The 24,848-nt window shown below is 46.8% G+C and carries 24 protein-coding genes; 15 read left to right on the top strand and 9 right to left on the bottom strand.

Going from position 1 to position 24,848, the window contains the following annotated elements:
- Window positions 1-103: 103 nt before the first annotated feature.
- Window positions 104-988, bottom strand: a complete 885-nt coding sequence (locus HJG54_RS25215; RefSeq protein ID WP_316431978.1) for an AraC family transcriptional regulator — start codon at window positions 986-988, stop codon at window positions 104-106.
- Window positions 989-1,148: 160 nt separating this feature from the next.
- Between HJG54_RS25215 and HJG54_RS25210 the strand changes: the two genes are divergently transcribed.
- From HJG54_RS25210 to HJG54_RS25190, 5 genes are all read left to right on the top strand, one after another.
- On the top strand, window positions 1,149-2,273 hold the full coding sequence (locus tag HJG54_RS25210; protein WP_316431977.1) for an alkene reductase: 1,125 nt from the start codon (window positions 1,149-1,151) through the stop codon (window positions 2,271-2,273).
- 127 nt (window positions 2,274-2,400) lie between these two features.
- Window positions 2,401-3,429 (top strand): cyclase family protein, encoded by a 1,029-nt coding sequence (locus HJG54_RS25205; RefSeq protein ID WP_316431975.1) that lies wholly within the window; start codon window positions 2,401-2,403, stop codon window positions 3,427-3,429.
- An 82-nt stretch (window positions 3,430-3,511) separates the two neighbouring features.
- Complete coding sequence (locus tag HJG54_RS25200; protein ID WP_316431974.1) at window positions 3,512-4,144, top strand: FMN-dependent NADH-azoreductase; 633 nt, start codon at window positions 3,512-3,514, stop codon at window positions 4,142-4,144.
- Between the two features lie 21 nt (window positions 4,145-4,165).
- Window positions 4,166-5,008 carry a nuclear transport factor 2 family protein gene (locus HJG54_RS25195; protein WP_316431972.1) on the top strand — a complete coding sequence of 281 codons (843 nt, stop codon included), beginning with the start codon at window positions 4,166-4,168 and terminating at the stop codon, window positions 5,006-5,008.
- Between the two features lie 31 nt (window positions 5,009-5,039).
- Complete coding sequence (locus tag HJG54_RS25190) at window positions 5,040-6,035, top strand: zinc-dependent alcohol dehydrogenase family protein (RefSeq protein WP_316431971.1); 996 nt, start codon at window positions 5,040-5,042, stop codon at window positions 6,033-6,035.
- Window positions 6,036-6,096: 61 nt separating this feature from the next.
- Here the strand turns inward: HJG54_RS25190 and HJG54_RS25185 are convergent, their stop codons facing one another.
- Both HJG54_RS25185 and HJG54_RS25180 read right to left on the bottom strand, forming a co-directional pair.
- A complete protein-coding gene (locus HJG54_RS25185) occupies window positions 6,097-6,702 on the bottom strand; it encodes a GrpB family protein (RefSeq protein ID WP_316431970.1) in 606 nt (201 codons plus the stop codon).
- Complete coding sequence (locus HJG54_RS25180; RefSeq protein WP_316431969.1) at window positions 6,689-6,946, bottom strand: DUF7219 family protein; 258 nt, start codon at window positions 6,944-6,946, stop codon at window positions 6,689-6,691. Before HJG54_RS25180 ends, HJG54_RS25185 begins: the two co-directional genes overlap by 14 nt.
- Window positions 6,947-7,663: 717 nt before the next feature.
- On the opposite strand from HJG54_RS25180, the gene HJG54_RS25175 reads away from it, so the two are divergent.
- The 9 genes from HJG54_RS25175 (at window position 7,664) to HJG54_RS25135 (ending at window position 17,262) form a co-directional block, all read left to right on the top strand.
- Entirely contained in the window at window positions 7,664-8,293 is a 630-nt protein-coding gene (locus tag HJG54_RS25175; protein ID WP_316431967.1) for a LysE family translocator, read from the top strand.
- Between the two features lie 84 nt (window positions 8,294-8,377).
- On the top strand, window positions 8,378-8,674 hold the full coding sequence (locus HJG54_RS25170) for a hypothetical protein (RefSeq protein WP_316431966.1): 297 nt from the start codon (window positions 8,378-8,380) through the stop codon (window positions 8,672-8,674).
- A gap of 101 nt (window positions 8,675-8,775) precedes the next feature.
- A complete protein-coding gene (locus HJG54_RS25165) occupies window positions 8,776-9,411 on the top strand; it encodes a GNAT family N-acetyltransferase (protein ID WP_316431965.1) in 636 nt (211 codons plus the stop codon).
- 134 nt (window positions 9,412-9,545) lie between these two features.
- A complete protein-coding gene (locus HJG54_RS25160; RefSeq protein ID WP_316431964.1) occupies window positions 9,546-9,977 on the top strand; it encodes a hypothetical protein in 432 nt (143 codons plus the stop codon).
- Between the two features lie 994 nt (window positions 9,978-10,971).
- Window positions 10,972-11,427, top strand: coding sequence for a hypothetical protein (locus HJG54_RS25155; protein ID WP_316431963.1), 456 nt, complete (start codon window positions 10,972-10,974; stop codon window positions 11,425-11,427).
- 345 nt (window positions 11,428-11,772) lie between these two features.
- Window positions 11,773-12,204: a hypothetical protein gene (locus HJG54_RS25150; protein ID WP_316431962.1), complete on the top strand. Its 432-nt coding sequence runs from the start codon at window positions 11,773-11,775 to the stop codon at window positions 12,202-12,204.
- A 66-nt stretch (window positions 12,205-12,270) separates the two neighbouring features.
- On the top strand, window positions 12,271-14,496 hold the full coding sequence (locus tag HJG54_RS25145) for a peptidase domain-containing ABC transporter (RefSeq protein WP_316431961.1): 2,226 nt from the start codon (window positions 12,271-12,273) through the stop codon (window positions 14,494-14,496).
- A gap of 22 nt (window positions 14,497-14,518) precedes the next feature.
- Entirely contained in the window at window positions 14,519-15,874 is a 1,356-nt protein-coding gene (locus HJG54_RS25140; RefSeq protein WP_316431960.1) for an HlyD family efflux transporter periplasmic adaptor subunit, read from the top strand.
- A gap of 203 nt (window positions 15,875-16,077) precedes the next feature.
- Window positions 16,078-17,262: a sensor histidine kinase gene (locus tag HJG54_RS25135; protein WP_316431959.1), complete on the top strand. Its 1,185-nt coding sequence runs from the start codon at window positions 16,078-16,080 to the stop codon at window positions 17,260-17,262.
- Here the strand turns inward: HJG54_RS25135 and HJG54_RS25130 are convergent.
- The 6 genes from HJG54_RS25130 to HJG54_RS25105 all read right to left on the bottom strand — a co-directional run bounded on the left by HJG54_RS25130 (window position 17,189) and on the right by HJG54_RS25105 (window position 24,180).
- Window positions 17,189-17,650, bottom strand: a complete 462-nt coding sequence (locus HJG54_RS25130; RefSeq protein ID WP_316431958.1) for a GNAT family N-acetyltransferase — start codon at window positions 17,648-17,650, stop codon at window positions 17,189-17,191. The genes HJG54_RS25135 and HJG54_RS25130 overlap by 74 nt on opposite strands.
- A 13-nt stretch (window positions 17,651-17,663) precedes the next feature.
- A complete protein-coding gene (locus HJG54_RS25125) occupies window positions 17,664-18,155 on the bottom strand; it encodes an NAD-dependent epimerase/dehydratase family protein (protein ID WP_316431957.1) in 492 nt (163 codons plus the stop codon).
- On the bottom strand, window positions 18,121-18,519 hold the full coding sequence (locus HJG54_RS25120) for a hypothetical protein (RefSeq protein ID WP_316431955.1): 399 nt from the start codon (window positions 18,517-18,519) through the stop codon (window positions 18,121-18,123). Before HJG54_RS25120 ends, HJG54_RS25125 begins: the two co-directional genes overlap by 35 nt.
- A gap of 177 nt (window positions 18,520-18,696) precedes the next feature.
- Window positions 18,697-22,323 (bottom strand): NB-ARC domain-containing protein, encoded by a 3,627-nt coding sequence (locus tag HJG54_RS25115; RefSeq protein ID WP_316431954.1) that lies wholly within the window; start codon window positions 22,321-22,323, stop codon window positions 18,697-18,699.
- Between the two features lie 120 nt (window positions 22,324-22,443).
- On the bottom strand, window positions 22,444-23,304 hold the full coding sequence (locus tag HJG54_RS25110; RefSeq protein ID WP_316431953.1) for an oxidoreductase: 861 nt from the start codon (window positions 23,302-23,304) through the stop codon (window positions 22,444-22,446).
- 72 nt (window positions 23,305-23,376) lie between these two features.
- A complete protein-coding gene (locus tag HJG54_RS25105) occupies window positions 23,377-24,180 on the bottom strand; it encodes an SDR family NAD(P)-dependent oxidoreductase (protein WP_316431952.1) in 804 nt (267 codons plus the stop codon).
- Window positions 24,181-24,382: 202 nt separating this feature from the next.
- Here HJG54_RS25105 and HJG54_RS25100 point away from each other — a divergent pair, with 202 nt between their 5' ends.
- Window positions 24,383-24,838 carry an Lrp/AsnC family transcriptional regulator gene (locus HJG54_RS25100; protein ID WP_316431951.1) on the top strand — a complete coding sequence of 152 codons (456 nt, stop codon included), beginning with the start codon at window positions 24,383-24,385 and terminating at the stop codon, window positions 24,836-24,838.
- Window positions 24,839-24,848 lie beyond the last annotated feature (10 nt).

Raw genomic sequence — 24,848 nt, 5'->3', positions numbered from 1 at the left:
GGGAAATTCTTGTATGAAACTTTTAGTAATCGGTGGTACACGCTTTCAAAAAACAGGATCCGCTACGTCAATGGCATGAGCAATCGACCTACTCATCTGAGTATCAAAAGGATTGATCGAGTCGATATTGTTTTGGAGTGATGCCTGTCAATTGCCGAAATTGTTTACTCAAATGGCTATGGCTGTTGAATCCACAGAGGAAAGCAATGTCCATGATGGAGCGATCGCCTTCTCTCAATAGCTGTTTTACTCGTTCAATCCGTTGTTGCAGCAGATATTGATAGGGAGTCATGCCGATTGATTGTTTGAATTGATGACTGAGATGAGATTCGCTGATACTCAGTAGTGCAGCCAGGTCAGACAGTTTAATATCTTGATGGAGGTGTTCGTTGATGTACTCAACGACTTGTAGAATTTGCCGCTCAGATAAACCACTCTCGTAAACAATCAGACGAGAGTTCGGTGCCGCATATTGTCTCAGCAAGTGGATTGCTAAGACATTAGACAGGGACTCAACATAAAGTTTGCCACCGGGGTTTTCTTGCTTGAGTTCAGCCAGCAACATCATGCCGATCGCCTCAAGTTGGGGATCACGAGTTTGAAATTCCAGACGCAATTCAAGGCGATCGGGAGCGGTGGCGATTGTTTCCCTAGCAACGTTTTGAATGAACTGTGACGCGATGCGAATTTGCAAACAACTATCGTCACTCTCCCAACGGAAATAAGACGGAACCTTGGCAGGCGTGAGCGAAACATCCCCTTTGGACTGCAACCCCACATAGGTTCTGCTGCCCTTGATTTGCAGTAAGCGCACTGGACGGGAAGCCAGAGACAAACAAATGGAGTGTTCCTCGTTGAAATGGCTCTTTTCCTCACCTGGCGGGTGCTGAAATTGCTCAACCAGAATATTGTCCCAACCTTGAGCTTGACTTGACAAGATGGGTGGGTCAGTTGTTTCAGACGGATAGGTAAAAAATGTCTTCATCATGCAAACCCAATGTGTCTAATTCTGATTCTATTCACTTTCAGAGTGGTTTGATTGAGTAGTCTGAAAACTGATTGCAGGATTTTGATAGTTATACAGGAATTTGATAGTTGAATAGGGAGGATCTACTTAAGCTGAAAGAGTGACGTTGAGATGAGAATACATGATCACTCAAACACTGGCTGCAACACTACTGAGTCCATTTAATTTAGCAGGGTTGCTCCTCAAAAATCGTGTGGTAATGGCTCCTTTGACTCGGGGTCGGGCAGGCAAAGAGCGAATACCCAACGCTTTAATGGCAGAATATTATGCACAACGGGCTTCAGTCGGCTTGATCATTTCCGAAGGGGCTACCATCTCAAAACAAGCGAATGGTTGGCTGAATAGTCCTGGAATTTATTCAAAGGAACAGGCACAAGCCTGGAAACCAGTTGTTGATGCGGTTCATGCCAAAGGTACACCATTTTTTCTGCAACTCTGGCACACTGGGCGAGCGTCTCACAGTAGTTTTCAGGAGAATGGTCAACTGCCCGTTTCTGCCTCTGCCATCAAACTGAATGATGACTACATTCATACTCCAATTGGCAAGCAACCCTATGAGACTCCTCGCGCTTTGGAGACAAACGAGATTCCTCTAATCGTAGAAGATTATCGTCAGGCTGCTCAGCGTGCTAAATATGCTGGTTTTGATGGCGTGGAAGTTCATGCAGGTTATGGCTACCTGATCGATGAGTTTTTGCAATCGAAAACCAACCAGCGCACGGATCAATATGGAGGGAGTTTGGAGAACCGCTATCGCTTCCTCAAAGAAATTGTCGAAGCGGTTCTCACTGTATTTCCGGCTAGCCGAGTGGGAGTAAGACTGACTCCAAACAGTACTTACAATGACATGGGTTCACCGGATTTTCGAGAAACTTTTCTTTATGTTGCCCAACAGTTGAATACCTATGGTCTAAGTTACTTGGCTCTGATTGATGGACTGGAGTTCAACGGCTTTCATCAGCTAGGAGAGCCGATGGGGACAGGCGAATTTCGCGATGTGTTCACGGGCGCAATCATGGCAAATAGTGACTATACGCAAGAAACCGCTTCAGCCGCTGTTCAAGATGGCAGTGCTGACTTAATTGGCTTTGGACGACCGATCATCAGCAATCCGGATCTGGTTGAGCGGTTTGCCAATGGCTGGTCCTTAAATCCACCCGCCGACACAAGTGTTTGGTTTTCCGCTGATCGAGAAGGCTACACTGATTTTCCGACTTACCTTGAATCTCAAGTTGCTCAAGCATAACTAAAGGAAACAGCAAGAGGAAAAGATGAGTAACGTAACAGTAATCGATTTACGGAGATGAGGAAGCGGCTGCGCTAATCAAAGTGCTGCGTTGAGTTTTCAATTCACTAAACATAGAAAGACTGCAATGAAACGGCTAGTAGCAGGCATAGGCATCGTTATTTGCGCGATCACCATATTCATCATTGGTAACGCAACCGTGCAGGCACAAATCACTAAAAATGTGGCGCAGGAGAACGTGCCCGTACAGACGCGGATTGCTCAGAATGTGGCGCAGAAGAGTCCGTGGGGTGCCGCTGATGAGATTGGCACTCTCAATATGATGAGTGATGCCTCCAGGTTAGACATTCTTAAACAGGTTGCTAGCGGCAAGATTTACGATTTAGGCGTGGACTTGTTCGTCGGAATGCCGAACTGTTGCGCTGCTTTTGGAGATCCGCCTTTCCAAATCTGGATGACGCATACACCAGCGCGAGGCACCGACAAGGAATTGTTGTCCTACTCTGGTGACAGCATCTCCATGTATACCCACAGCGGTACGCACCTTGATGCGCTTAACCATTTCGGATTGCGTGGGCAGATTTGGAACCAGGTGAAGGCTGATGATGCGCTTGGCGATCGAGGGTGGAACAAATCTGGTGTGGACAAATATCCTCCGATCGTGGCACGGGGAGTACTGATTGATGTAGCAAAATCCAAGAATGTGGCGCATTTGCCAGCCTCTTATGCCATCACAGTGACAGATTTGCAAGCGGCATTGAAGCAGCAAGGAACAACGCTTCGTCCAGGTGATGTAGTCCTGGTGCGGACTGGACTCATGACCCTCTGGCCCGACCAGAATAAGTACCAGCTTACGGACCAGGCAGGTCTGAGCCTGGAAGCAGCCCGATGGCTGGTAGAAGAGCAACGGGCGATGCTGCTGGGAGCAGATAACTTTGGTGTTGAAAGCTTTCCTTCCAAAGACCCTGATAATTTTGTGCCTCTACATGCCTATCTGTTTGCTGAGAAAGGGGTTTCGATCATGGAAGTCCTGTGGTTGGAAGACCTGGCAAAGGAGCAGGTGTATGAGTTTTTATTTGTTGCGTCTCCTCTGAAATTGCGAGGCGCGACTGCATCACCGATCCGCCCGCTGGCGATCGCCATTCAGCACAAATAAGACGTAAACGAGGATTGCAAAGTTATTTCGTCTTAATCTGTAACGACCTCACATCCTTCAACTCAACAGGAGATTTATCACAATGGCACATCTATTGCATATTGATGCAAGTCCGCGTGGCGAACGTTCTCATTCTCGCCGCATGACCAGAGAGTTTGTTGAGCAATGGAAACAGACTTATGCCAACGATACCGTTACCTATCGAGATATTGGTCGCAATTCTATTCCTCATGTTGATGAACCCTGGATTGCGGCTGCATTTTCACCACCAGAACAACTTACACCGCAACTCCAGGAGGCGATCCATTTGAGTAATCAACTGGTAGACGAATTCCTCGCAGCGGACATCTACGTTATTGGTGTTCCAATGTACAACTTCAGCGTCCCCAGTGGATTCAAGGCGTATATTGACCAAATTGTGCGCGTTGGGCGAACCGTTGCCTTTGAACCCAATGATTCTGCCAATGTCTTTAAACCACTCGTGCTAGGTAAGAAGATGTTCATTGTCGAATCACGCGGCGATTCTGGCTTTCACCCCGGTGGGCGCTACGAGACGATGAATCATCATGATCCTTACTTGGTCACTGTGTTTGGGTTCATGGGTATCACAGATATCACCTTTATTCATGTAGAAAATGATGAATATGGTGGACAAAAGTTGGCAGAGTCGATCGCGGCTGCTCGTGCCAAAATCACTGAGCTAGTTGCTGCATAAATGTGGAGTAACCAAGTTTCCATGACTACTGATATTGATGTCAATGCTCGAAAAGAAGTCGTTAAAACCTATTTCAGAAGGGTAAATGCCAGGAATCACACTGTTTTCGATCTCTTCACCGATGATGTTCAGATGTTTTTTCCAAAGTTTGGCTTAGCACATGGCAAAATATCTCTTGTGAAGTTTGCAGAAATCATGACGAACTATTTGGAACACATTGAACATGATGTTGAGAAGTTCAACTACATTGTTTCTGGTAACTCTGTTGTGGTTGAGGGAACAGAACGTGGGGTGACACGGCAAGGTATCCAATGGCCCGATGGTCTTATATCACAGGGTCGTTTTTGTAGTGTATTTGAATTTGACGGAACACTGATCCGGCGAATGCACATCTACGTCGATCCTGATTTCACGAGTGCTGATCAAGACCGTATTCGAGTTTTTCAAGGTGAGAAAACAAACATTGATGAGACTCGAACGATCGTCAAGCAATATTTCGATCGCATCCAATCCGGTGCAGAACCTGAAGCGATCGCCGCTTTATTTAGTGAAGATGTCGATTGGCATATCCCTGGCAATGTCGATTTGGTTCCCTGGATTGGTCGTAGAAAAGGGCGGGTTGGTGTAGCAGACTTCATTCGTGAACTGAGAGAACAAGATCAGCCGATTCAGTTTGAAATTCATGCGATCGTAGTTGAAGGAGAAAAGGCTGTCGCGCTGGGCGAATTTGCATCACGACTTAAAAAGACTGGAAACATCATCGAAAGTGAATTTGCCTTCGAGTTCACCATTCAAGATGGCTTAATTGTTCGCTATCGGCTATTTGAAGATAGCTTTGCGGTTTCAAAAGCAGCTTTAGGCTAACCCAGTCATCCAACAGAAAGGAGATTCCGTCATGTCGAAAGCGGTGAAATTCTATGAGTTTGGTAATCCCGAGGTTCTGAAAATTGAAGAAGAAGCGCTACGTGAACCGCAAACTGGAGAAGTGCGAATTCAGGTTCAGGCATTGGGGTTGAATCGCGCGGAGGTGCTGTATCGGACTAACACTTACACCGAGCAAGCCCGATTTCCGTCACGAATCGGCTATGAAGCAGCGGGTGTGATTGATGTCATTGGTAAAGGTGTGACTAACTTTCAAGTTGGCGATCGTGTCAGCACCATTCCTGGCTTTAGCCTGAACCAATATGGCGTAGCGGGTGACACCGCTGTTGTCCCTGCAACGCATGTTGCTAAATATCCAGACCAATTTTCACCAGAAGAGGGAACATCAATTTGGATGCAATATCTGACCGCCTACGGCGCTTTAGTTGAATTTGGCAAGCTTAAGCAGGGTGATGTCGTTGCAATTACTGCGGCAAGTAGTAGCGTTGGACTTGCCGCCATTCAACTGGTTAATGATGCTGGGGGAACGAGTATTGCTATCACTCGCAAGGACAATAAGCGCTCAGGGTTGCTCAAGGCAGGCGCTCAGCATGTGATCGTGACTGACCAAGAGGATATGATTGAGCAGGTAAATGCGATCACGGATGGCGAGGGAGCAACTATTGTCTTCGACTCTGTAAGCGGACCTTACCTGGAAAAATTAGCGGACATTGTTGCTCCTGAAGGTTTGATTCTTGAATATGGCTGGCTTGCCGAAGGAACACCTGTCTTTCCCGTGGTTCCGGCGATCGTCAAGGGCTTTCAGGTACAAGGGTTTCATCTCGGCTACCACGTTATCGCTCACCCGGAACGGTTGCAGGCGGGCATTCACTACATCAATTCACGATTACAATCTGGCATATTTCGTCCGCTGATTGCCGAGAAACGCTTCACCCTTGATCAAATCGTGGATGCCTACCGATACATGGAGTCGAACGAACAACTTGGAAAAATTGTAGTCACCGTTTGATGCAGATTTGATTACCTGACGCCCTTCCATTAGAAGCTGTGAAAAAATGGTTCATAACTGCTCAAGTATTCTCTGCTTCAACTGAATCATCCCGAATGTCCATTCGTCGAATCAACCCATGCTCGATCGTGTAAATATGCTGAACCATTTGGTCAACGATCAGGTTCCCGTCTAAATCGTGCACAACTTGATGAACATCAACGACCACTCGTCCGCTGCGATCGAGTTGAAATCCTGTTGGTTCAACATGGGGATTAACTAACTTCCACTGGCGAGTCCAGTAATCACGAACGGCTTCATGCCCGTAGACATATCCACCTTCCATGCCATTTGCCCACTGCACTTCTGGATGCATGACTGCAAGCACGGCATCAATGTCGCGATCGTTAAAAGCAGCATAGGCTTTCGTTAGTAAGTCCTGATGAGTCTGCGTCATTGCTTTCCACTCCAATGCTTTTTTCTCCATCAATTTGACGAATTCATCTTTGCCATCCATGTAGCCTTCAATATCTTGAGGATACTGTTTCGCCAACTCACGTTTTAAGTCACTGTACTGCTGAGCGGCATCAGGATGAGCAATCATATAATCCCGAAAGGCTAAATGGCGGGCAATTTCAGGCGAACTGACCTGATAAACATGGACATTGTGGGTTCTAATATCGGGCAAACGATGCTTGCGAAAGTAACGCCGACCCGGAAGCCCAAATTCTCTGCTGCCAGAGTTTTTCTATTTGGTCGTAGGCTTGCTCAGATGACAGTTTACCTCCCGTATGAAGTGCCGAGATAATCGATACCTTGTGGGCAAACTCTTGTAGATTGGCGTTGAAGAGCAAATTCTCTGCGGTGTAGGAACCGTAATAGCGGCTTCGGGGGTAAAGGAATTGCTCTTTGTCGTGTTGAGAGTGCATCATATCTCTCCTGAGAATTCGGAGTAATAAGTAGAGTTTGGCGTAAGGAGGTTGAACGGCACATCTGAAGAATGTCTCGATCGTACTCTCAACGAAATAGCGACACTTCTATCACTTTTGTCTTAGCCCACATCAGTGATTCACAACAAAAGTGAGATGGTGTAGGCAGGAGTTGGCAGTATTAGTAGACAGTAGCATTGCTGAAACATTGCTATAACTATCTTTCAACGATCGCTCAAACTCCATTCAATCCCTTCCGGTTTCTGCTCTATGCCGAGTGGGTCTTCGCTCAAGGAAGTAGTACTCAACGAAAGTTGGAGAGAACTAGTCCATTCGTTGAGTCCAAACAAAGACATTCTGCTGATGGCGATTCCTAACTGCTTCTTTATATTGAATTTAAGTTCGTGGAGAAACTGAAGAAATAATATGCCCCAAACAATAGCGAGGAGAAGCCATGAACAAGATGCAACACGAAGAACTTTTAAGTGACTTGACTATAGGCTTGTGTAACAGCAACCCACTAGCAGAAGCCTAATCAATACTGAATGCGAGGAGCGATCGATATGTCTGGCTAGATCGCTCTTTCTTTTGTTACACCTGCTTTATTTCACTACTGCCAAGGGTTTGCTGGAGGAGTAGTTTGGAGTGAAGAATAGTGTCCTCAGGCTATTCCACGCACTACGATAATCATTTCAAAAGTAAGGATTAGAGGATGGGACTATGCCCAACCTATCTCAACTGTACTTATTTTCCATAACATCTATCGTCATTTTACTGATACCTGGTCCTGCTGTGCTTTATACTGCTATCCAAAGCATAAAGCAAGGACGTATAGCAGGTATGGTAGCTGTGCTAGGGCTGGAGCTTGGAACACTTTTTCATGTTGCAACATCATTCGGTATTTCAACTCTGTTACTGTCTTCTACTACAGCCTTCACCATTTTGAAGTGGCTTGGTGCAGCTTATTTGATTTACCTTGGTGTTTCTAAACTCTCATCACTCAAGAAGATTCAGTGCAGAATGGCAGTGCAGTACGAGAGCTTACAAAAAATCTTTTGGCAAGGGGTAATCGTTGAAGTACTTAATCCCAAAACAATGCTGTTCTTCTTTACTTTTCTGCCACAGTTTGTAGATCCTAGCAAAGGTAGCATTGCTTTACAAATGCTAACGCTTGGCTTTCTATTTGTTGGGCTGGCTACCTTCATTGACTTGCTTTATGCAGTGCTGGCTGGATCGGTTAGAAGCTTTTTAAGAAGCAGCAGATGGTTGTTGAGAAAACAAAGTTATGCTGAAAGTATCATTTATTTTGGGCTAGGCATAGGTGCTGCACTATCAAGCTCAACAAATTGACAATAAGCTGAAAAATGATGACAGCAGATAGAAAGATTTACAGTTGAATTCAAAATTGTTGTACAACGCTGGAGAGAATATGAGATGAATGCTTTAACTCTGTTTGTACTTATTTTGAATTTTGTCATTCTCTTTTCAATACTTGGAAAACATCAAGATAAAGTTGAGCGAAGACTTAAGCGAATTGAGTTCTACATGGATTTAGTAGTAGATCACTTAGAACTCGATCGCTTCCCAGAGGAAGTTAAGCAAATTGCTCTTAATGCAGATCCACGTCAAAGGCTCAAAGCTGTGAAATTGTATCAAGAAAAGACAGGAGCTACTTTTCAAGAAGCAGTCAAGGCAGTAGAAAAAGTAAGCGGTAGAAGTTTCAGATCCTAATACTGGCAATATGGTTATTGCCATAGAAAGCAATAGGTGTGTGAGAAGTTCACAGCTTTGGGTTTTCTCCATACCTAAGTTTGATTATGGGAGGAAGAGTGATGTCGCAACATCGTCAGCTAGGGACAAACAGATTGCTTTTACGTCTAATTTCTCATGCAGATGCACCGTCAATTCAGACTGCCGCGAGCATTCGTGAGGTTGCCGATGCAATGATCTCGATTCCTCATCCCTATCCAGAAGGTGAAGCAGAGCAGTATGTATCTGAGCAAATTGCTAAATTTGAGGCAGGGCATTCGGTGGCGTTTGTGATTGAGCGCAAAGCTGAAAAAGCATTCTGCGGCATGATCGAGATTCGAGGGATTGAGCTGGAGCATTCTCAAGCGGAGTTAAGCTTTTGGCTAGCGGTTGAGATGTGGGGGCAGGGCTATATGAGTGAAGCCTTGAAACCTGTACTCCGTTTCGCATTTGAAACATTAAATCTCAATCGTCTCTATGCTTACCACATGGTGAGAAATCCAGCTTCAGGCAAGGTATTGCAGAAGAATGGGTTCACCCAGGAAGGGCTACTCCGCCAGAGAGTCCGAAAATGGGGAGTGTTTGAAGATGCAAAGCTATGGGCGATTCTGCGGCAAGACTGGCGAAATCAAACGGCATCTTGTTTTGCTGCGGATGGTGTTACTGACGCTGCGATCGCTTCAACTTATCTAGCTGTCTGTGGGTCAACGAAAGTATGAGGGAAGTCATCCATTCGCTGAGTTTAAGCAAAGACATTCTGCCGATGGTGATTTTTGAGTGCTTTTCTAGAGTAGATATAGGTTTCTGAAAAACTAAAAGGAACAATACATTGCAAACAAAAGGAGAAAAAATCATGAACAACGTACAACAAGAACAGCTCTTCACTGATCTAACGCCTGCTCAAGCTGAAACAACTACTGGCGGTAGTCCTACTAAGTTTCCTAGCGTATTTGCCGATTATGGAGTAGCTTCCGCTTCCGTCGAACGCATAGGATTCAATCCGAACGCGTTTACCGTTACAAATCTGCGTGTTAAAGACATTCTTAAGGATGGACATCCAGTGTACGCCCAGATCCAAGGAAAACCGTCCGATGGCAGCAACATCTTGACCTCCGGAGGGAGGCATTTCGATCGCAAAGGGGCTGCTGGAAAGGGCACGGTTATTCCTGGATTCAGTTTCGGTTTCAACCCCTTTGAGAAACACATCAGCAAAGTGCGGTTGGTGATTCTGCGGGATAATCCTGGTCGTGATCTCTTCGTTGCGGGATCATGGGTAGATATCTAATCACCACTCGCTCAGGGTTTAGTTAACCTCTTCTGTTGCTGCGCCGCTATGCAGCAATATCTAACCTTCAAAGGTTTGATTGACAGACTGAATGTGAGGAGCGATCGAGATTAATACTTCGATTGCTCCTTGCATGATGACTCAACGAAAGTTCGATAGAAGTAGTTCATTCGTCTAACGCAAATCAAGACGTTTTACTGATGGATATCTTCAATTCTGTATCTATGGTAGAAACAAGCTCCTGAACAGTGAATAGAACAGACAAACACACTCACTAAACAAAATAAGGATAAAACAGTGACTACCATGTAACAAGAGCAACTTTTTACTGACTTGACTTCGGAGCACAAGCCGAATCCATCAGTGCTGGTCTTCGGTCAGAAGCTATGGCATCTTACGGTTATGCTGTTGCTGACGTAGACGGTGGAGGAACGTCCACATTGTCAGCCAACGTGTATGTCAAAGATAAAGTCAGGGATGGCTACCCAGTGTACAGCAAAGTTTCAGGTGCAAACAACTGCTGTCTACGGAGCTGATAGCTACATCTGGACTACACCAACCGAGCGTTTGGATCTCAAAGGGGCTAATGGTTCTGGTACTCTATACCCGGGACTTACGTGGAAAGCTCCGAATAACAAACTCATCAAACGTATCCGAGTGGCAATCTTTTGGAAAGATCCCGGTCGCAATCTCTTCACAGCAGGAAACTGGATAGATTTCTTGGTCTAAATATTTCCTGCACTAATGTAGCTCAAATATTAGCAGCAATCGCGGTTCAATGCTGCGATCGTTTTTTACCTGAGTTTTGTTTCTGTTTTACCGTTCTTTGTAGAGCAGAGGTTGAGTTATTGACGAATCAATGAAAGTAAATCAACGAAAGTATGAGGGAAGTCATCCATTTGCCGAGCTTAAGCAAAGACGTTCTGCTGATGGTAATTTCTGAGCACTTTTCTAGAGTAGATATAGTTCATCACAGATAATCCGAGAGAAGATCATGAACAAAGTACAACAAGAACAACTTTTCACAGAACTGACGTCTGCCCAAGCTGAAACTACTGCTGGAGGTCGCCCTTTTGATGATGGCGGTCTTTCGTTTCCCGATCCCATTCCCTTCACTCATGATACCGGTGCAAACGCCTTCTATGGCAGAGCTTTCGCTAGCCTCAAGCGCCAAGGACTAAATTCATTTAGTGCTAGTTTACGTGTTAAAGATGAATTGAAGGATGGGCACCCCGTATATGCGCTGTTTCAAGGACTGCCAATTGGCGGCGGCAGTATCTTGAATACCCAGACCAAGCGTTTCGATTTCAAAGGGGCGGCTGGTGATGGTACGGACTATCCTAAATCCACTTACAGTTTCAGCAAACCCATTGGCAAACTGCGGTTAGTGATTATGCGGCAGAATCCTGGTCGCGATCTCTTTGTTGCAGGACCGTGGATGGATGTCTGATAGCCACTTGCTCAGAGCTTCGCTAGCCTAATTTCGTTGCTGCATTGCTATACAGTAATCTCTAACCTTCAAAGATTTGATTAGCATACTAAATGTGAGAAGCGATCGGGGTTAAATACTTCGATCGCTTTTTACTGTATCTGAGATTCTATTTTGCTGTCCCCTGTAGAGCATGAATTGACTAGTTGGTGAATTAACGAAAGTCTGAGAGAAGTAGTTCTTTCGTTGAGTTTAAGCAAAGACGTTCTGCTGATGATTGTTTCTAAATATGCTCATATGATGAGTACAAGTTTCTCAAGAAACACATCTCACACTGGCTAAATAAAGTTAGGAGAAATCTAATCTATGAATACTCTTCAACATGATGAACAGCTCTTTACCGATTTGACTTCTACTCAAGCTGAAACGATCGCTGCTGGATTAGATGATTTTTTACATGTAGGTGCTAGTTACGGTGGGGCTACCGCTAAGATTAGACCCAGCGGGATAAATTCGATCTCTGGCAGCTTGGAGATTAAAGATTGGTTGCGGGATGGCTACCCAGTATATGCAAAATTTCAGGGAAAGACTTCAAATGGCGTTGTTTTGACTAGCTCAGCAGAGTTTGTAGACCGTAGAGGGGCATCTGGTCGCGGGACACTCGTACCTCTCAACAAGGTCAGCTTTGGCAGCAAGAACACATACATCAGATACGTCCGTTTGTTAATCTACCAGAAACGACGTGGAAATTCCCTCTCTGGAGCATCAGACTGGGCAGATCTTGACTCATTGAATTGAATATCTGTAAGAGTGATCGCAGCAATGACCGCGATCGCCTTGTTGTTAATCAAATGTAATTTAATCATGCGCTATCAGAGTGTATTACAGCATAGCGAAGAAGATTGTGGAGCAGCTTGCCTTGCCACCGTCGCCAAGCATTACGGACGCACGTTCACCATCAGCCGGATGCGAGAAGCAGTCGGTACAGGAGCACGCGGCACAACGCTACTGGGATTATATCGAGGAGCCGAAGCGTTAGGGTTTAATGTGCGGCAGGTAAAAGCTTCCCCGCAGGTAGTCGATCGCCTCCATGAAGTGCCGCTACCCGCAATTATTCACTGGAAGGGCACGCACTGGGTTGTGCTGTATGGGCACAAGCGCGGCAAATATGTGGTTGCCGATCCAGGAATGGGAATTCGCTATCTCAGTCGTCAAGAACTAACGCAGGGCTGGAATAATGGCATCATGCTGTTACTTGAACCGGACGACAGCCGCTTCTATCAGCAGACCGACGATCCGATCGGCGGCTTTGGGCGGTTTCTGCGGCGGGCACTGCCCTATCGCGCTGTTTTGGCACAGGCGATCGCCATCAACATCGGGGTTGGTCTACTTTCTCTCGCTTCGCCGTTTCTGATGCAGTTGCTCACCGATGATGTGCTGGTGCGGGGCGACACGCAACTGTTGACCGTCGTGGCGATTGGCGTGATTGTGATGAATCTGTTTCAAAGCGCGATCGGGCTGGTGCAGGCGCATTTGATTGGGCATTTTGGACAGCGATTGCAGCTTGGATTAATTCTCGAATATGGGCGCAAGCTGCTGCATTTGCCGCTCAGCTACTTTGAAGGGCGACGCAGTGGCGAGGTGGTCAGCCGGATTGCCGATGTGAATGCGATCGATTCTCTGGTATCTGCAATCGTGTTAGGTTTACCCAGCCAGTTCTTTATTGCGATCGTCTCTCTGTGCGTCATGCTGATCTATAGCTGGCAACTAACGCTGGCATCGATCGCCGCATTCATTCTGGTGACACTGGTGAATCTGCTCTTCTTGCCTGCCATGCGTCAGAAAACGCGCAGCTTGATTGTTTTGGGGACTGAGAATCAGGGGTTTCTTGTGGAAACCTTTCGCGGTTCGATGGTGCTGAAAACGACGCAGGCAACCCCGCAAGCATGGCAGGAATATCAAAGCAACTATGGGCGGCTGGCAAGGCTGGGCTGGGGTACGATGAAGCTGGGGCTGTATAGCGGCACAATTACGGGGATTCTTTCCTCGTTTACCAGCATTGCATTACTCTGGTTGGGCAGCTACCTGGTCATCGATCGCACCCTCTCGATCGGGCAGCTTCTCGCCTACAACGGCATGAGCGGCAATTTTCTCGGTTTTTTAGGAGCGGTAATCGGGTTAGTTGATGAATTCATCATGGCCCAAATCGTGATTCAGCGATTAACGGAGGTAATCGACGCGACACCAGAAAACCTCAACGACGAGAAGAAGCCCTGGGTAGAAATTGGCGACGATGCAGATATCACCTGTACTCAGCTCAACTTTCATCATGCTGGACGGGTCGATTTGCTGCAAGACTTTTCGTTGACGATTCCCGGTGGTCAGGTGATTGCCTTGATCGGCGAGTCGGGCTGCGGCAAAAGTACGCTGGCGAAACTGCTGGCAGGGCTGTACTCCCCGCAATCGGGAAACATTCGCTACGGAGCTTACAATCAGCAAGATTTGGCACTGGAATGTCTGCGGCAGCAGGTGGTGTTGGTTCCGCAAGAGCCGCATTTCTGGAGTCGATCGATCCTCGACAACTTTCGGTTCAGCTACCCGCAGATCGAGTTTGATCAAATCGTCCGCGCCTGCCAGATTGCCGGAGCCGATGAGTTTATCGGCAACTTGCCCGATCGCTATCAAACTGTACTGGGTGAGTTTGGAGCGAACCTATCTGGCGGACAAAAGCAGCGGTTGGCGATCGCCAGAGCCATTGTCACCGATCCACCTGTGCTGATTTTAGATGAGTCTACGGGCGCACTCGATCCAGTAAGTGAAACGCGAGTGCTGGAGCAGCTTTTTGCTCAGCGACAAGGCAAAACTACCATTTTGATCAGCCATCGCCCCAGCGTGATCCAGCGGGCGGATTGGATTGTGATGCTCGAACAGGGACACCTGAAAATTCAGGGTACGCCTGCGGAGCTAAGCCAGATCCCAGGCAATCACTTGAGCTTTCTTGATAGTGTTCACCCAAATCTGACTCCAAGCAGTTCTCTTGCTGTAAAAGCTGCTTCTAACGGTCATGCCTCAGCGAGTTATTCAATGTAACTCGTCAACTCAGGAGATTGTGATGCAAACTAAACTCGATCGTGCTGACGAAAAATTCCTACCTCAAATTCAATCCGATGAGTTTTTGCCGCCTCTGGGTCGCTGGACCGTTCTCGGTGGATTTGTGATTATCGCTGTCATGCTCATTGCCATTCCACTTGCCTCGATCGTCAAATACAAAGTCACCGTCAAAGCACAGGCAACCGTGCGTCCTGTAGGCGAATTACGACTCGTTCAAGCAGCGGTGGAAGGCACAGTTATCAACGTTGCGGTTGTAGAGAATCAAGCGGTTCAGCAGGGTGACTTAATCGCCGCGAGCGATGATTCTCGCCTGGAAACCCAAAAGAGTCAGCTTCAGAATCGGCTTCAGCAGACGCGATTGCAAATGAATCAAATCAACGCTCAAATCAATGCCCTCGATCGCCAGATGCAGGCAGAAACCGATCGCATCGATCGGGCAGTGGCTTCGGCATCTGCTCAACTTGTGGGTCGTCGTAGAGAACATCAGGAGCGACAGGTTTCTGCGACAACGGCAGCGGCAGAAGCAGCCGCAGAGTTGAGAGCCGCCCAAGCAGGGCTGGATGCTGCACGGGCAAAACGCGATCGCTATCGAACGGTTGCAGCAAGTGGGGCACTTTCTCAAGATCAGCTAGAAGAAGCGGAATTTGCGGCGGAACAGCAAGCCCAAATGCTGGAGGCGGTTAGAGCAAAACTACATCGCGCTCAGGCGGCACTCAATCCAACGAATGCAGAGGTGTCTATTGCGATCGAGCAGATTGCTCAGGAACAAGCCAGCGGTGCAGCAAATTTAGCGACACTCACTAAAGAAAAAGAAGCCCTAATTCAGCAACGAATTGAACTGAATCAACAGCGAGAGCAAGATACTCGTGAACTGCAACAGGTACAAATTAACTTAAATCAAACTCGAATTATAGCAACGACGGATGGCATCATCACGAAGTTGAATTTACGCAATGCCGGACAGACGGTGACGATGGGGCAGGAGATTGCCCAAATAGTTCCTAGCAATGCTCCACTTCAAATTAAAGCTAGCGTGTCACCGGATGACGTTGACAAACTGAAGATAAATCAAATGGCACAGATGCGAGTTTCAGCTTGTCCTTATCCAGATTACGGTGTGCTCAATGGCAAAGTGCAGCAAATTTCCGAAGATACGATCAAGCCAGACGACACGGCAACGGCTCCCAAGCCTACCTTCTATGAAGTCACTATCATGCCAGATCAGCGGGCATTGGGTCAGGGCGATCGCCAATGTCTTCTCCAATCCGGGATGGAAGGCAGCATTGATATTGTGACAAGAGAAGAAACGGTGCTGCAATTTCTGTTGCGTAAAGCTCGACTGATCACTCATTTGTGAAGCGGCAGATCGAAACAGCGAAAACCTGATTTTTATATCAAAAGGGGATGGTACTGCCGTGTAGATAGTCGTAATTTTGGAATGGCACATGGGCTGTTATTATGAACACTCCTTTTTATTCTCTCAAACTCCAGCCGAACCCGTTTCGCTTCCTACTCTATGCAGAGTGGGTAATGATTACGACCTGTTTTTCCTTTGCTGTAGTGGAATCATTGGAAGAAAATCAATTGCCCATCCAGCATATTCTGGTGTTGGGGATTTTGAGTGTGATGGCAGCTTTTCTGCCCAGCAGCAAACTAATCTGCAAAGTTAGCTATGTCGCAGTTGAGATCCTCCTGATATTTTATGGTGCAACATTGGGATATTTGCACGTTTTACCAACGCTATATTTAATTGTCCTGATTCAAAGCTGCTTTCTATTTGAATCAGTCGGTCGTTGGGCAGTGGCAGGCTTAAGTTTTTTATTGTTCTTAGTTCATCAAGTTCGCTATGTAGAGAATGTCACGTTACTGGTTAGTGCCGAAAACCGTCATCTGTTCTGGATGCACCTGATTGCTGAAACTTTAATGTTTGGTTTGGGTTTATTTTTTGCGTTGAAATTGGTTAGTACTCTTTTATCTGAACGACAGACCAAAGAACAGCTTGCCATTGCTCATAAACAGTTGCAAAACTACGCGCTTCAGGTAGAAGATTTAGCTGCGATTCAAGAACGCAATCGCATCGCCCGCGAAATTCACGATTCTCTAGGACATACGCTCACTGCTCAGAATATTCAGCTACAGAGTGCAGTTAAGCTCTGGCAGCAAGATGTCAATCGGGCAAAAGGGTTTGTCGAACAAGCTCAACGTTTGGCAGCGATCGCCATGCAGGAAGTTCGATGTTCGGTTAGCACGTTGAGAGCTGATGTTCGAGAACAGCTTTGTCTTCAGCAAGCAATTGAAGCTTTAATTGAAGACTTTCGGCAGGGAACCGGAATGTTCATTGCAATCGATATCAATCTCCAGGCTTCTACATCATCAGAGATTGATAGAACACTCTATCGCATTCTTCAAGAAGCTCTTACAAACATCAATAAATATGCTCAAGCAACAGTTATTAAGATTCAACTTAGAACAGTAGACGAATTTATTCAATTGACAGTAACGGATAATGGAGTAGGTTTTGATCTAGCTCAGGTGGCAGGTGGGTTTGGATTGCAGGGAATGCGTGAACGAGTTGCAGCCTTTGACGGTCATTTACGGATTGAAAGCGCACCCAGCAGGGGATGTCAGATTCAGGTTGAGTTGCCACTCAGAAGAATGAGGTCTAATGGCACTAACGCCATTCATACAGCACATCCGGGCAATTCTCTTCATTGCCTGATCCATCGCCATACTGAATTGCTTTGAACCCCTGCCGCTCATAAAAACGAATTGCCCCCTGATTCTCCTGAAATGTGTAAAGCCGAATTGGAGAACCTAACGCATTTTTGGCGTATTCAACCAGCTTTGTACCGATTCTCTGACCGACAAAATCTGGATGCAAATAAAGCTGATCAATCCAGCCTGTTTCCTGATCAACTGACAATGCCATCATGCCAATGATAGTGTGACCTTGTTCTACCACGATGACCTGATGGTTTGGAATCAGATGGTTACGAATCCATAGGACGACAACTTCATCAGAATGGGCGATCGGCGCGAATGCAACCAATGTTTTTCTCGAACTCAAGTAAACCTGAGCGATCGCTTCAGCATCTGATTGGGTAGCAGCACGAAAGCTGAGGGGTTCTTGCATCACAGAAACCTAATTATTCTCCTGTACTCGATTGCGTCATCACTGCTGCTTCTGCATGATATTGCTCCAACAGCTCGGTACGGTTGGAATCCAATAAATTATCCTTCTCCCAGGCAATCGTGCGTCTCAAAGCTTCTTCGACTGAAATCGGTTCAACATACCCCAGTTCCTCTCGGATTTGACCTGTATCGGTGGCAAAGTGATATTGCCACTGCAAATTCATCTGAAGATGGGCAGGCAGTTTTTCTGTAGGTAGCCTGACAACCTCCCCATCCCACCCAACAATTCGTCCTAACAGTTGGATGCGTTGCAGTAGAGTCGGAGTGGTTGCTTCACCCAGATTATAGATACGTCCTGTGGCGCGATCGTTAGTAATAGCAAGGGCGATCGACGCTGCAACATTCTCGACATATTCATGAGTCATCTGCCAGAAAGCCTGTTTGTCCTCCAGCAGAATCACGGGTCGCTGATCAAACAATTCGTTGCAGGCGATCGCCCTCCCCATACACGGCTGGCAGGCGCAGAATTGTGGTGGAAAGTGTTGGAGCATTGATCAAAACCTGTTCTACCAGAATCTTGTCATAATCCTGCTTAAACTCGAAATCCAACCCCTCTAAATCCCGGTAAGGATATCGCGTTTCACGCAGGGGTGCATTTTCCTTTAAAGGAACTGGATCAGGAGGATGGTTGCTTCTCCCTTGCAGTCCTTCATAGTTGCGGTAGACATCTCCGCTGCTGATGGCAACGATGTGTTGAGTGCAATCGCTGAAGACTTGAACAACCGCTTGCGCTTGGGTTTCAGTGTAGGGAATCAGATCGAGAATCACATCTGGGGCAAATCGTTCAAACTCAGCTTTGAAATTGGGCAACTGCTGGCGATCGCCATAGAAATGAACCAGGCGTTCCAGTTCATCTCCTTTAACTTTGCTCCGGTGAAAAAGGGCAACCTGATGTCCTTATCCGATGAGTTGACGCACAACGGGCAATCCGATGAAGCCTGTTGCGCCGATCGCAAGAATTTTCATGCTCAAAATTCTCCATTTCTGTCAGGTCGCTTTTATGAAAGCACCAAGAGCAATTAAGGTTGCTTTTTCAGCTTCAGTAACCCCTGTGATGCCAGTAATATTTAGCCCTTCGTAGGGGCGATCGACGGTTAAAATCGTGAGGCATTTTCCGGTCTCGATTTCCCAAAACCGAATAGTGCCGTCGATACTGCAACTAGCAAGCGTTTCACCATCTGGGCTGAAAGCGATCGAAACCACCCAGCCTGTATGTCCTTCCAGAGTTCTGCACTCTGGCTCAAAGTTGTCAGAAGCAAGATGTTGAGCAATATCCCAGAGTTTGATCGTACCGTCAAAACTGCCGCTGGCAAGCAGGGGTTGGTGAGGATGAAACGCAACGCATCGCACCCAGTTGTGATGTCCCTTCAGCGTTTGCCGCAACGCGCCTGTTTGCGCGTCCCAAAGCTGGATGGTATGGTCAGCACTGCCAATTCCAATGAACAAACCATCTGAACTCCAGGCGATCGCCTCTAAATCGTGAATTTGTTCTGGAAAGGCGTGAACGAGTTCTCCGGTGATTGCATCCCATAGCTTCGCTGTTCGATCTCGGCTACAGCTTGCAACTAGATTATGAGTCGGACTAAAACTAACGGATGTGATGCTGTTACTATGTGCCTCAATTGTTCTTAAGAGTTCTCCAGTTTGCCTATTCCATAATCGCAGAGTGCGATCGCAACTGCCGCTAGCAAGGATTGCTCCATCCGAACTGAAGCTCACACCCCATATCCAATTGTTGTGTACTTCCAAAGTTTTCAGGAGTTTTCCGCTCTGAACATCCCATAGTTTGATCGTGTAATCGTTACCACCACTGGCTAGAATTTCTCCATCCGGGCTAAAGCATAGAATCCAAACCCAGCCCTGATGTCCGTGCAGCGTTTTCAGCAGCTTTCCCGTTTTAACATCCCACAGTCGAATGCTGTGGTCAGTGCTGCCGCTGGCTAAAACTGTGCCATCGGGGCTGAAACTGATCGATCGCATCCACAACACATATCCCTGCAACGTTCTTAAGAGTTGCCCTGTTTGGGCATCCCAGAGTTTAATCGTTTGGTCAAGGCTACCACTTGCTAACAGCAACCCGTTGGGACTGAGCGCGATCGAATTAACTGGGTTGAGGTGTCCCTGTAAGGTTTGCAGCAATTTCCCGGTTTCCACATTCCATCGTTTGATGGTCCAATCATCGCTGCCACTGACCAACGTCAGGTTATCGGCACTGAATGCGATAGACATCACCGTTTCCGTATGGGAGGTCAATGTGTTGAGCAATGCTCCAGTCTGCACATCCCAAAGTTTGATGGTGTAATCTGAACTACCGCTAGCGATACGTAACCCGTCACTGCTCACAGCAATCGAGTGTATCCAGTCCTGGTGTCCCTGTAATGCGGTAAGTTGATGTCCTGTGTCGATGTCCCAAAGCTTGATCAGATGGTCATCTCCACCGCTCACCAGAATCGGATGATGTGGGCTGTTGATAAAGTTCTCAGCGGGCAAAAACGCAACCGATCGCACCGTTCCCAGATGAGCCTGGTAGTCGTTTAGCAATTGTCCTGTTTGAGCATCCCAAAGTTTAATGGTTTGGTCAGAACTGCCGCTAGCAAGAATCGTACCTTCTGGATTAAAACTCAAGGAGTAAACCCAGCCGTTGTGCCCTCGCAAAGTGGTGAGCAATTGCCCGGTTTGAACATCCCAAAGTTTAACAGTGTAATCAGCGCAAGCACTCGCAAGTCGCGCTCCGTCTGGACTGAATTGCAAGCAACAGGGCCAGCCTGTATGTCCTTCCAGGCTAAACAGCAGTTGAGCATCTATCACTCGCCAAACATATATTCTGCCGCTTGCTTCTCCTACCGCCAGAAGCTGATTGTCTGGACTAAAGGCGATCGAAAAAATCGCCGCGAAGGTCTGAATAAAGCTAGATTGAGCAATGTGGGAATGGGCAAAACTGACCTGCTGCAACCGATTCTTCTGGAGATAAGCTTGCCGAATGGTGAGATTGGAAAAATCATAGTCAACAATATCCTCCCGAAGTTGACACAACAGATTGAGCAGATTTCCTGCGGCATACTCTGGATGAAGCGGATGACGATCGCAGCATTTCAGGATTTGCCGCAGATGTGATTCTGACTCAGCCTCCCTGAAAGTTTGTCGCAAGGCAGTGACGATAGGCATCAGGATGACTCTGATTTGGCTTTCCCGAATGTAATCTTGAACTGTCGTTTTGATGAGTGCAAACCGATTGAAAAAATCTAGCTGCTGAGTGAGTAGTTCAGCTTTAATCTTTTCAATAAACTGTTCGGTCACATACTCCATCACGACGGATTGCTGCGTATATTTGCCAGGAGAATCTTCTCTTGGCTGTAAGGGTGTCTCTCTGTAGCTGCGCGGAGCAATTTCTATCAGATTTCGCCAGCTTAGGGATTCCAGTGCTTCTAGCAGGTGCGATCGGGAAACCGGAGGCACAATGTCCTCTAACAGCTCTGCAATGGATGTATATTCTCGATTAATTGCAAGCCAGTACATCACTGTTTTTTCCAGTTCGGACAGCCGCTCAAATTGCTGATCTAACAGCCGCCGAATACCGTTAAAAACGATCGTTTCTGTTTGAAGAAACCCCTGAATTTCGCCATCGAATAAATTTTGAATTGAAGATGCCACAATCTTCAAAGCTAGCGGGTTGCTATTATAGATCTCGCAGAGCTGAAGCTTCTCTGTGTCTGTTCCAACCAATCCCTTTGATTCAATCAAGGCTAAAGCGGTATCCTGAGAGCCGTTCAAGTACAGCGATTGCACCCAAATACCATCCATCATGGCAATTTCAGCAGGCTTCTCGCGACTGGTGAGGATCAGGCAGCTTTGATGCACTGACTCGCCCATCAAGCGAAATAGATCACCGTAATCCTCATAATCAGGTTGGTATTGTCCTGCCTGACCGCCTGCCTGCAAAATCGTTTCTACGTTATCCAAAATGACTAGGCAACGATGCGATTGTAGCCAGTGCAGCAGTCGATGTGGCTCTGCTTTGTAGTCTTGCTGCTGCGACAGAAAAGGGATCACGTCATCTAAAAGGGTGCTTAGAGGAGGAGCATTGCGGAGGCTGCGCCAAATGACAAATTCAAATGAATTTTGCAGTTGCTTCGCAATTTTGGCAGCCAGGGAACTCTTGCCAATTCCACCCATGCCCAAAACCGTAATCAAGCGACAGCGATCCTGCACAATCCACTGTGCGAGCGTTTCGAGTTCCGAGGTGCGACCGTGGAAAACAGAGACATCGATTGCTTCACTCCAATCCTGAGCAGGAGAGCTTATCTTTTGATTCGTCTGTACCGCGCTATTACTCCAACCCGTGTCCTGATTCCATCGCCACTGCCGCTCCAGAACCGCTTGAACCGTCGTCTTGCTGACTGTCTCACCCAGGGCTTGAGACAAGAGTTTCCATAGCTTGGGACCCACATCTAACTTTAGGTAGTTGACAGAGTAGTTCGTTTCATTCGCAATTTGCTCATAGGTTTGCCGCCGCCAAGAACCTTGTAAGACTGCCACTTCGACAGGCAGCAGCCTTCTTCCTGCCTTCAGGAAGACTGCTTCATCAGCAACGTGAAGGGCAATCTCAAATTCCATTGATGTAGACTCCTATACGGATTCAACAACACTCCCTTCATCTTGACTAAAATTTTCTTGAACTTTCCCGACTGATGTAAATAGCAACGATCGCAGCTTACCGAGTTATAGAAAATTATCCTAACCCCCGATCGCACTCACAGCCAATCCTTCAAAAGCAGTATCGATTGAAATATCCTTCCAGGCTGCCAAATCAGCCGCTACAGCTTCCAATTTGGCATGAACAACATCCAGCACATCTGCGCCCAGCAGCAGCCGTAAAGGAGGAGCAGAGTGATGCACGGCTTGCAGAATTGCGGTTGCTGCTCGCTTTGGGTCGCCGGGTTGTTGACCGTTCATCTGATCAAGCCACTGAAGCATCTGACCGCTGGTTGCAGCGTAGTCTTCAATGGCTTGATCAGGGGAAACCAGAGCACTATTGAATGCGGTTCGGAAAGCACCCGGCTCCACGATCGTGACGCGAATTCCTAACGGAGCGACTTCTTTCGCCAAAGCTTCTGACCACCCTTCCAGCGCAAATTTGGAGGCGCAGTAAATACCTGCCCCCGCAAAACCTACAAAACCGCCGCTAGAAGAAATGTTGAGAATATGCCCCGAACGTTGCCGACGCAGGTGAGGTAAAACCGCACGAGTTACATTTAGCGAGCCATACACATTTGTTTCAAACTGTTGCTTGATATCAGCATCACTCACTTCTTCTACGGCTCCAAATACGCCATAGCCAGCGTTGTTCACTAACACGTCGATTTGTCCAAAGGTAGCGATCGCTTGACTCACTGCTGCTTGGATATCGAAAGATTGGGTCACATCTAGCGGCAATGCCAGAATGCGAGTGCCATATTGCAGCACTAAATCGTTCAACTGTTGAGGGTTGCGAGCAGTTGCAACAACTCGTTCACCATGCTCTAACGCTGTTTCTGCCAAAGCATGTCCAAAACCTGATGAACAGCCAGTAATGAACCAAACTTGTTGTTCTTTCATTGGTATTCTCCACCGTGTTTAAAGACTTGTTAATGCGTTGAAATTACTTTATCGAAAGAGTGTTTGCGATCGCTAAATACTGGCAACGGAACCCCCATCAACTCGTAGATTAGTTCCGATGATGAATGAAGCTGCTTCAGAAGCGAGAAACACAACTGCTGCTGCAACTTCAGCCGCAGTGCCGCCTCGTTTTAGCTCAATATGCGGACGGTTTTCCTTCAGAAAATATGCCTCAGCATCCTGAATACTCAAATGCTGGTCTTGAGCGATTTGTTTTAGCATTGCCTCCACCATTGGTGTCTTGATAAAAGCGGGTGAAACGCTATTCACCAACACACCATGCTGTCCGTAGGCTTTAGACAAACTTTTGGTCAGGTTTAATAGAGCTGCTTTAGTGGCAGCATAATGAGGCATGGCGGCATCGGGCTGTAAACCACTCTCTGAAGATAGATTAATGATGCGTCCCCAGTGTTGCTGAACCATGTAGGGCAGAATGGCACGAGTTAGTTTCACAACGGAAAATAAGTTGAGATTGAAGACTTGCAGCCATTCATCATCTGTCAGGTCTGCAAAGGACGAAAAACTTCCTAAAATACCTGCATTATTGACCAGGACGTGAATCGTGCTGAATTGAGCGATCGCTTTTGACACCACTCGATCGATTTCATTTGTCTGAGTCAGATCTGCGGCGATCGTTAACACCGCTGAGGCTCCTAATTCTTCAGCGTTCGCTGCAACCTGATCTAGCTCTGATTGAGTGCGGGCAACCAGGATAAGTTTACTGCCTTCTTCAGCAAAAGCAGTCGCGATCGCTGCTCCCAAGCCTTTGCTAGCACCTGTTATCAACACAACCTTGTTTTGTAATCCTAATTCCATTGAATGCTTTCCTCGAATTTCTGCTGCTTCTTTAGCGTAGGAAAACTTTAGGTCAAAGTACAGACGAAATATCAACCGTTTTTGTCTTTTTGCTTCACTATTAAGCGAAAATTGCGTGCAACGCTTTATAGAATGAAGTAGTAGCCGCCTAATGCTTGAGTAAGTAAAATGACGGCATATAGAATGTGTTGCAGAGGTCAGTATGGGAGCGATCGCACACCTGGATGAAGTGGACTGGGAAATTCTATCAATCCTGCAAGTGGAAGCGCGAATTTCGTTTAAAGAACTGGGTCAGAGAATTAAGCTCACAGGAACGGCGATCGCAGAACGTGTCCGTAAGCTAGAAGATGAAGGAATCATCGAAGGCTACAGCATCAAGCTCAATCGGGAGAAAATTGGTTTGCCTGTAATGGCGTTTTTCAAGCTGCGAGTTCGGGTTGAGCATTGTCAAAAACTGCGAGAAATGGCGATCGCGCTGCCAGAGATCATTGAGGCGCATCGAGTTGTTGGCAATGAGTATTACCTTTTGAAAGCGGTTCTTCCTTCAATGCAGCATTTGGAAGCTTTGATGGAGAAATTCTTGCAGCTTGGCTCAGTGGAGGTTTCGATCGTTTTATCTACACCTGTCGCCAATAAAAGTATCCAACAGCAGCTTTAGTCATTAACTT

Source organism: Leptolyngbya sp. NK1-12 (assembly GCF_032598965.1).
GTDB lineage: Bacteria > Cyanobacteriota > Cyanobacteriia > Elainellales > Elainellaceae > Elainella.
The sequence above is the reverse complement of the archived record's forward strand: the minus strand, read 5'-3'. Positions and strand labels throughout refer to the sequence as shown.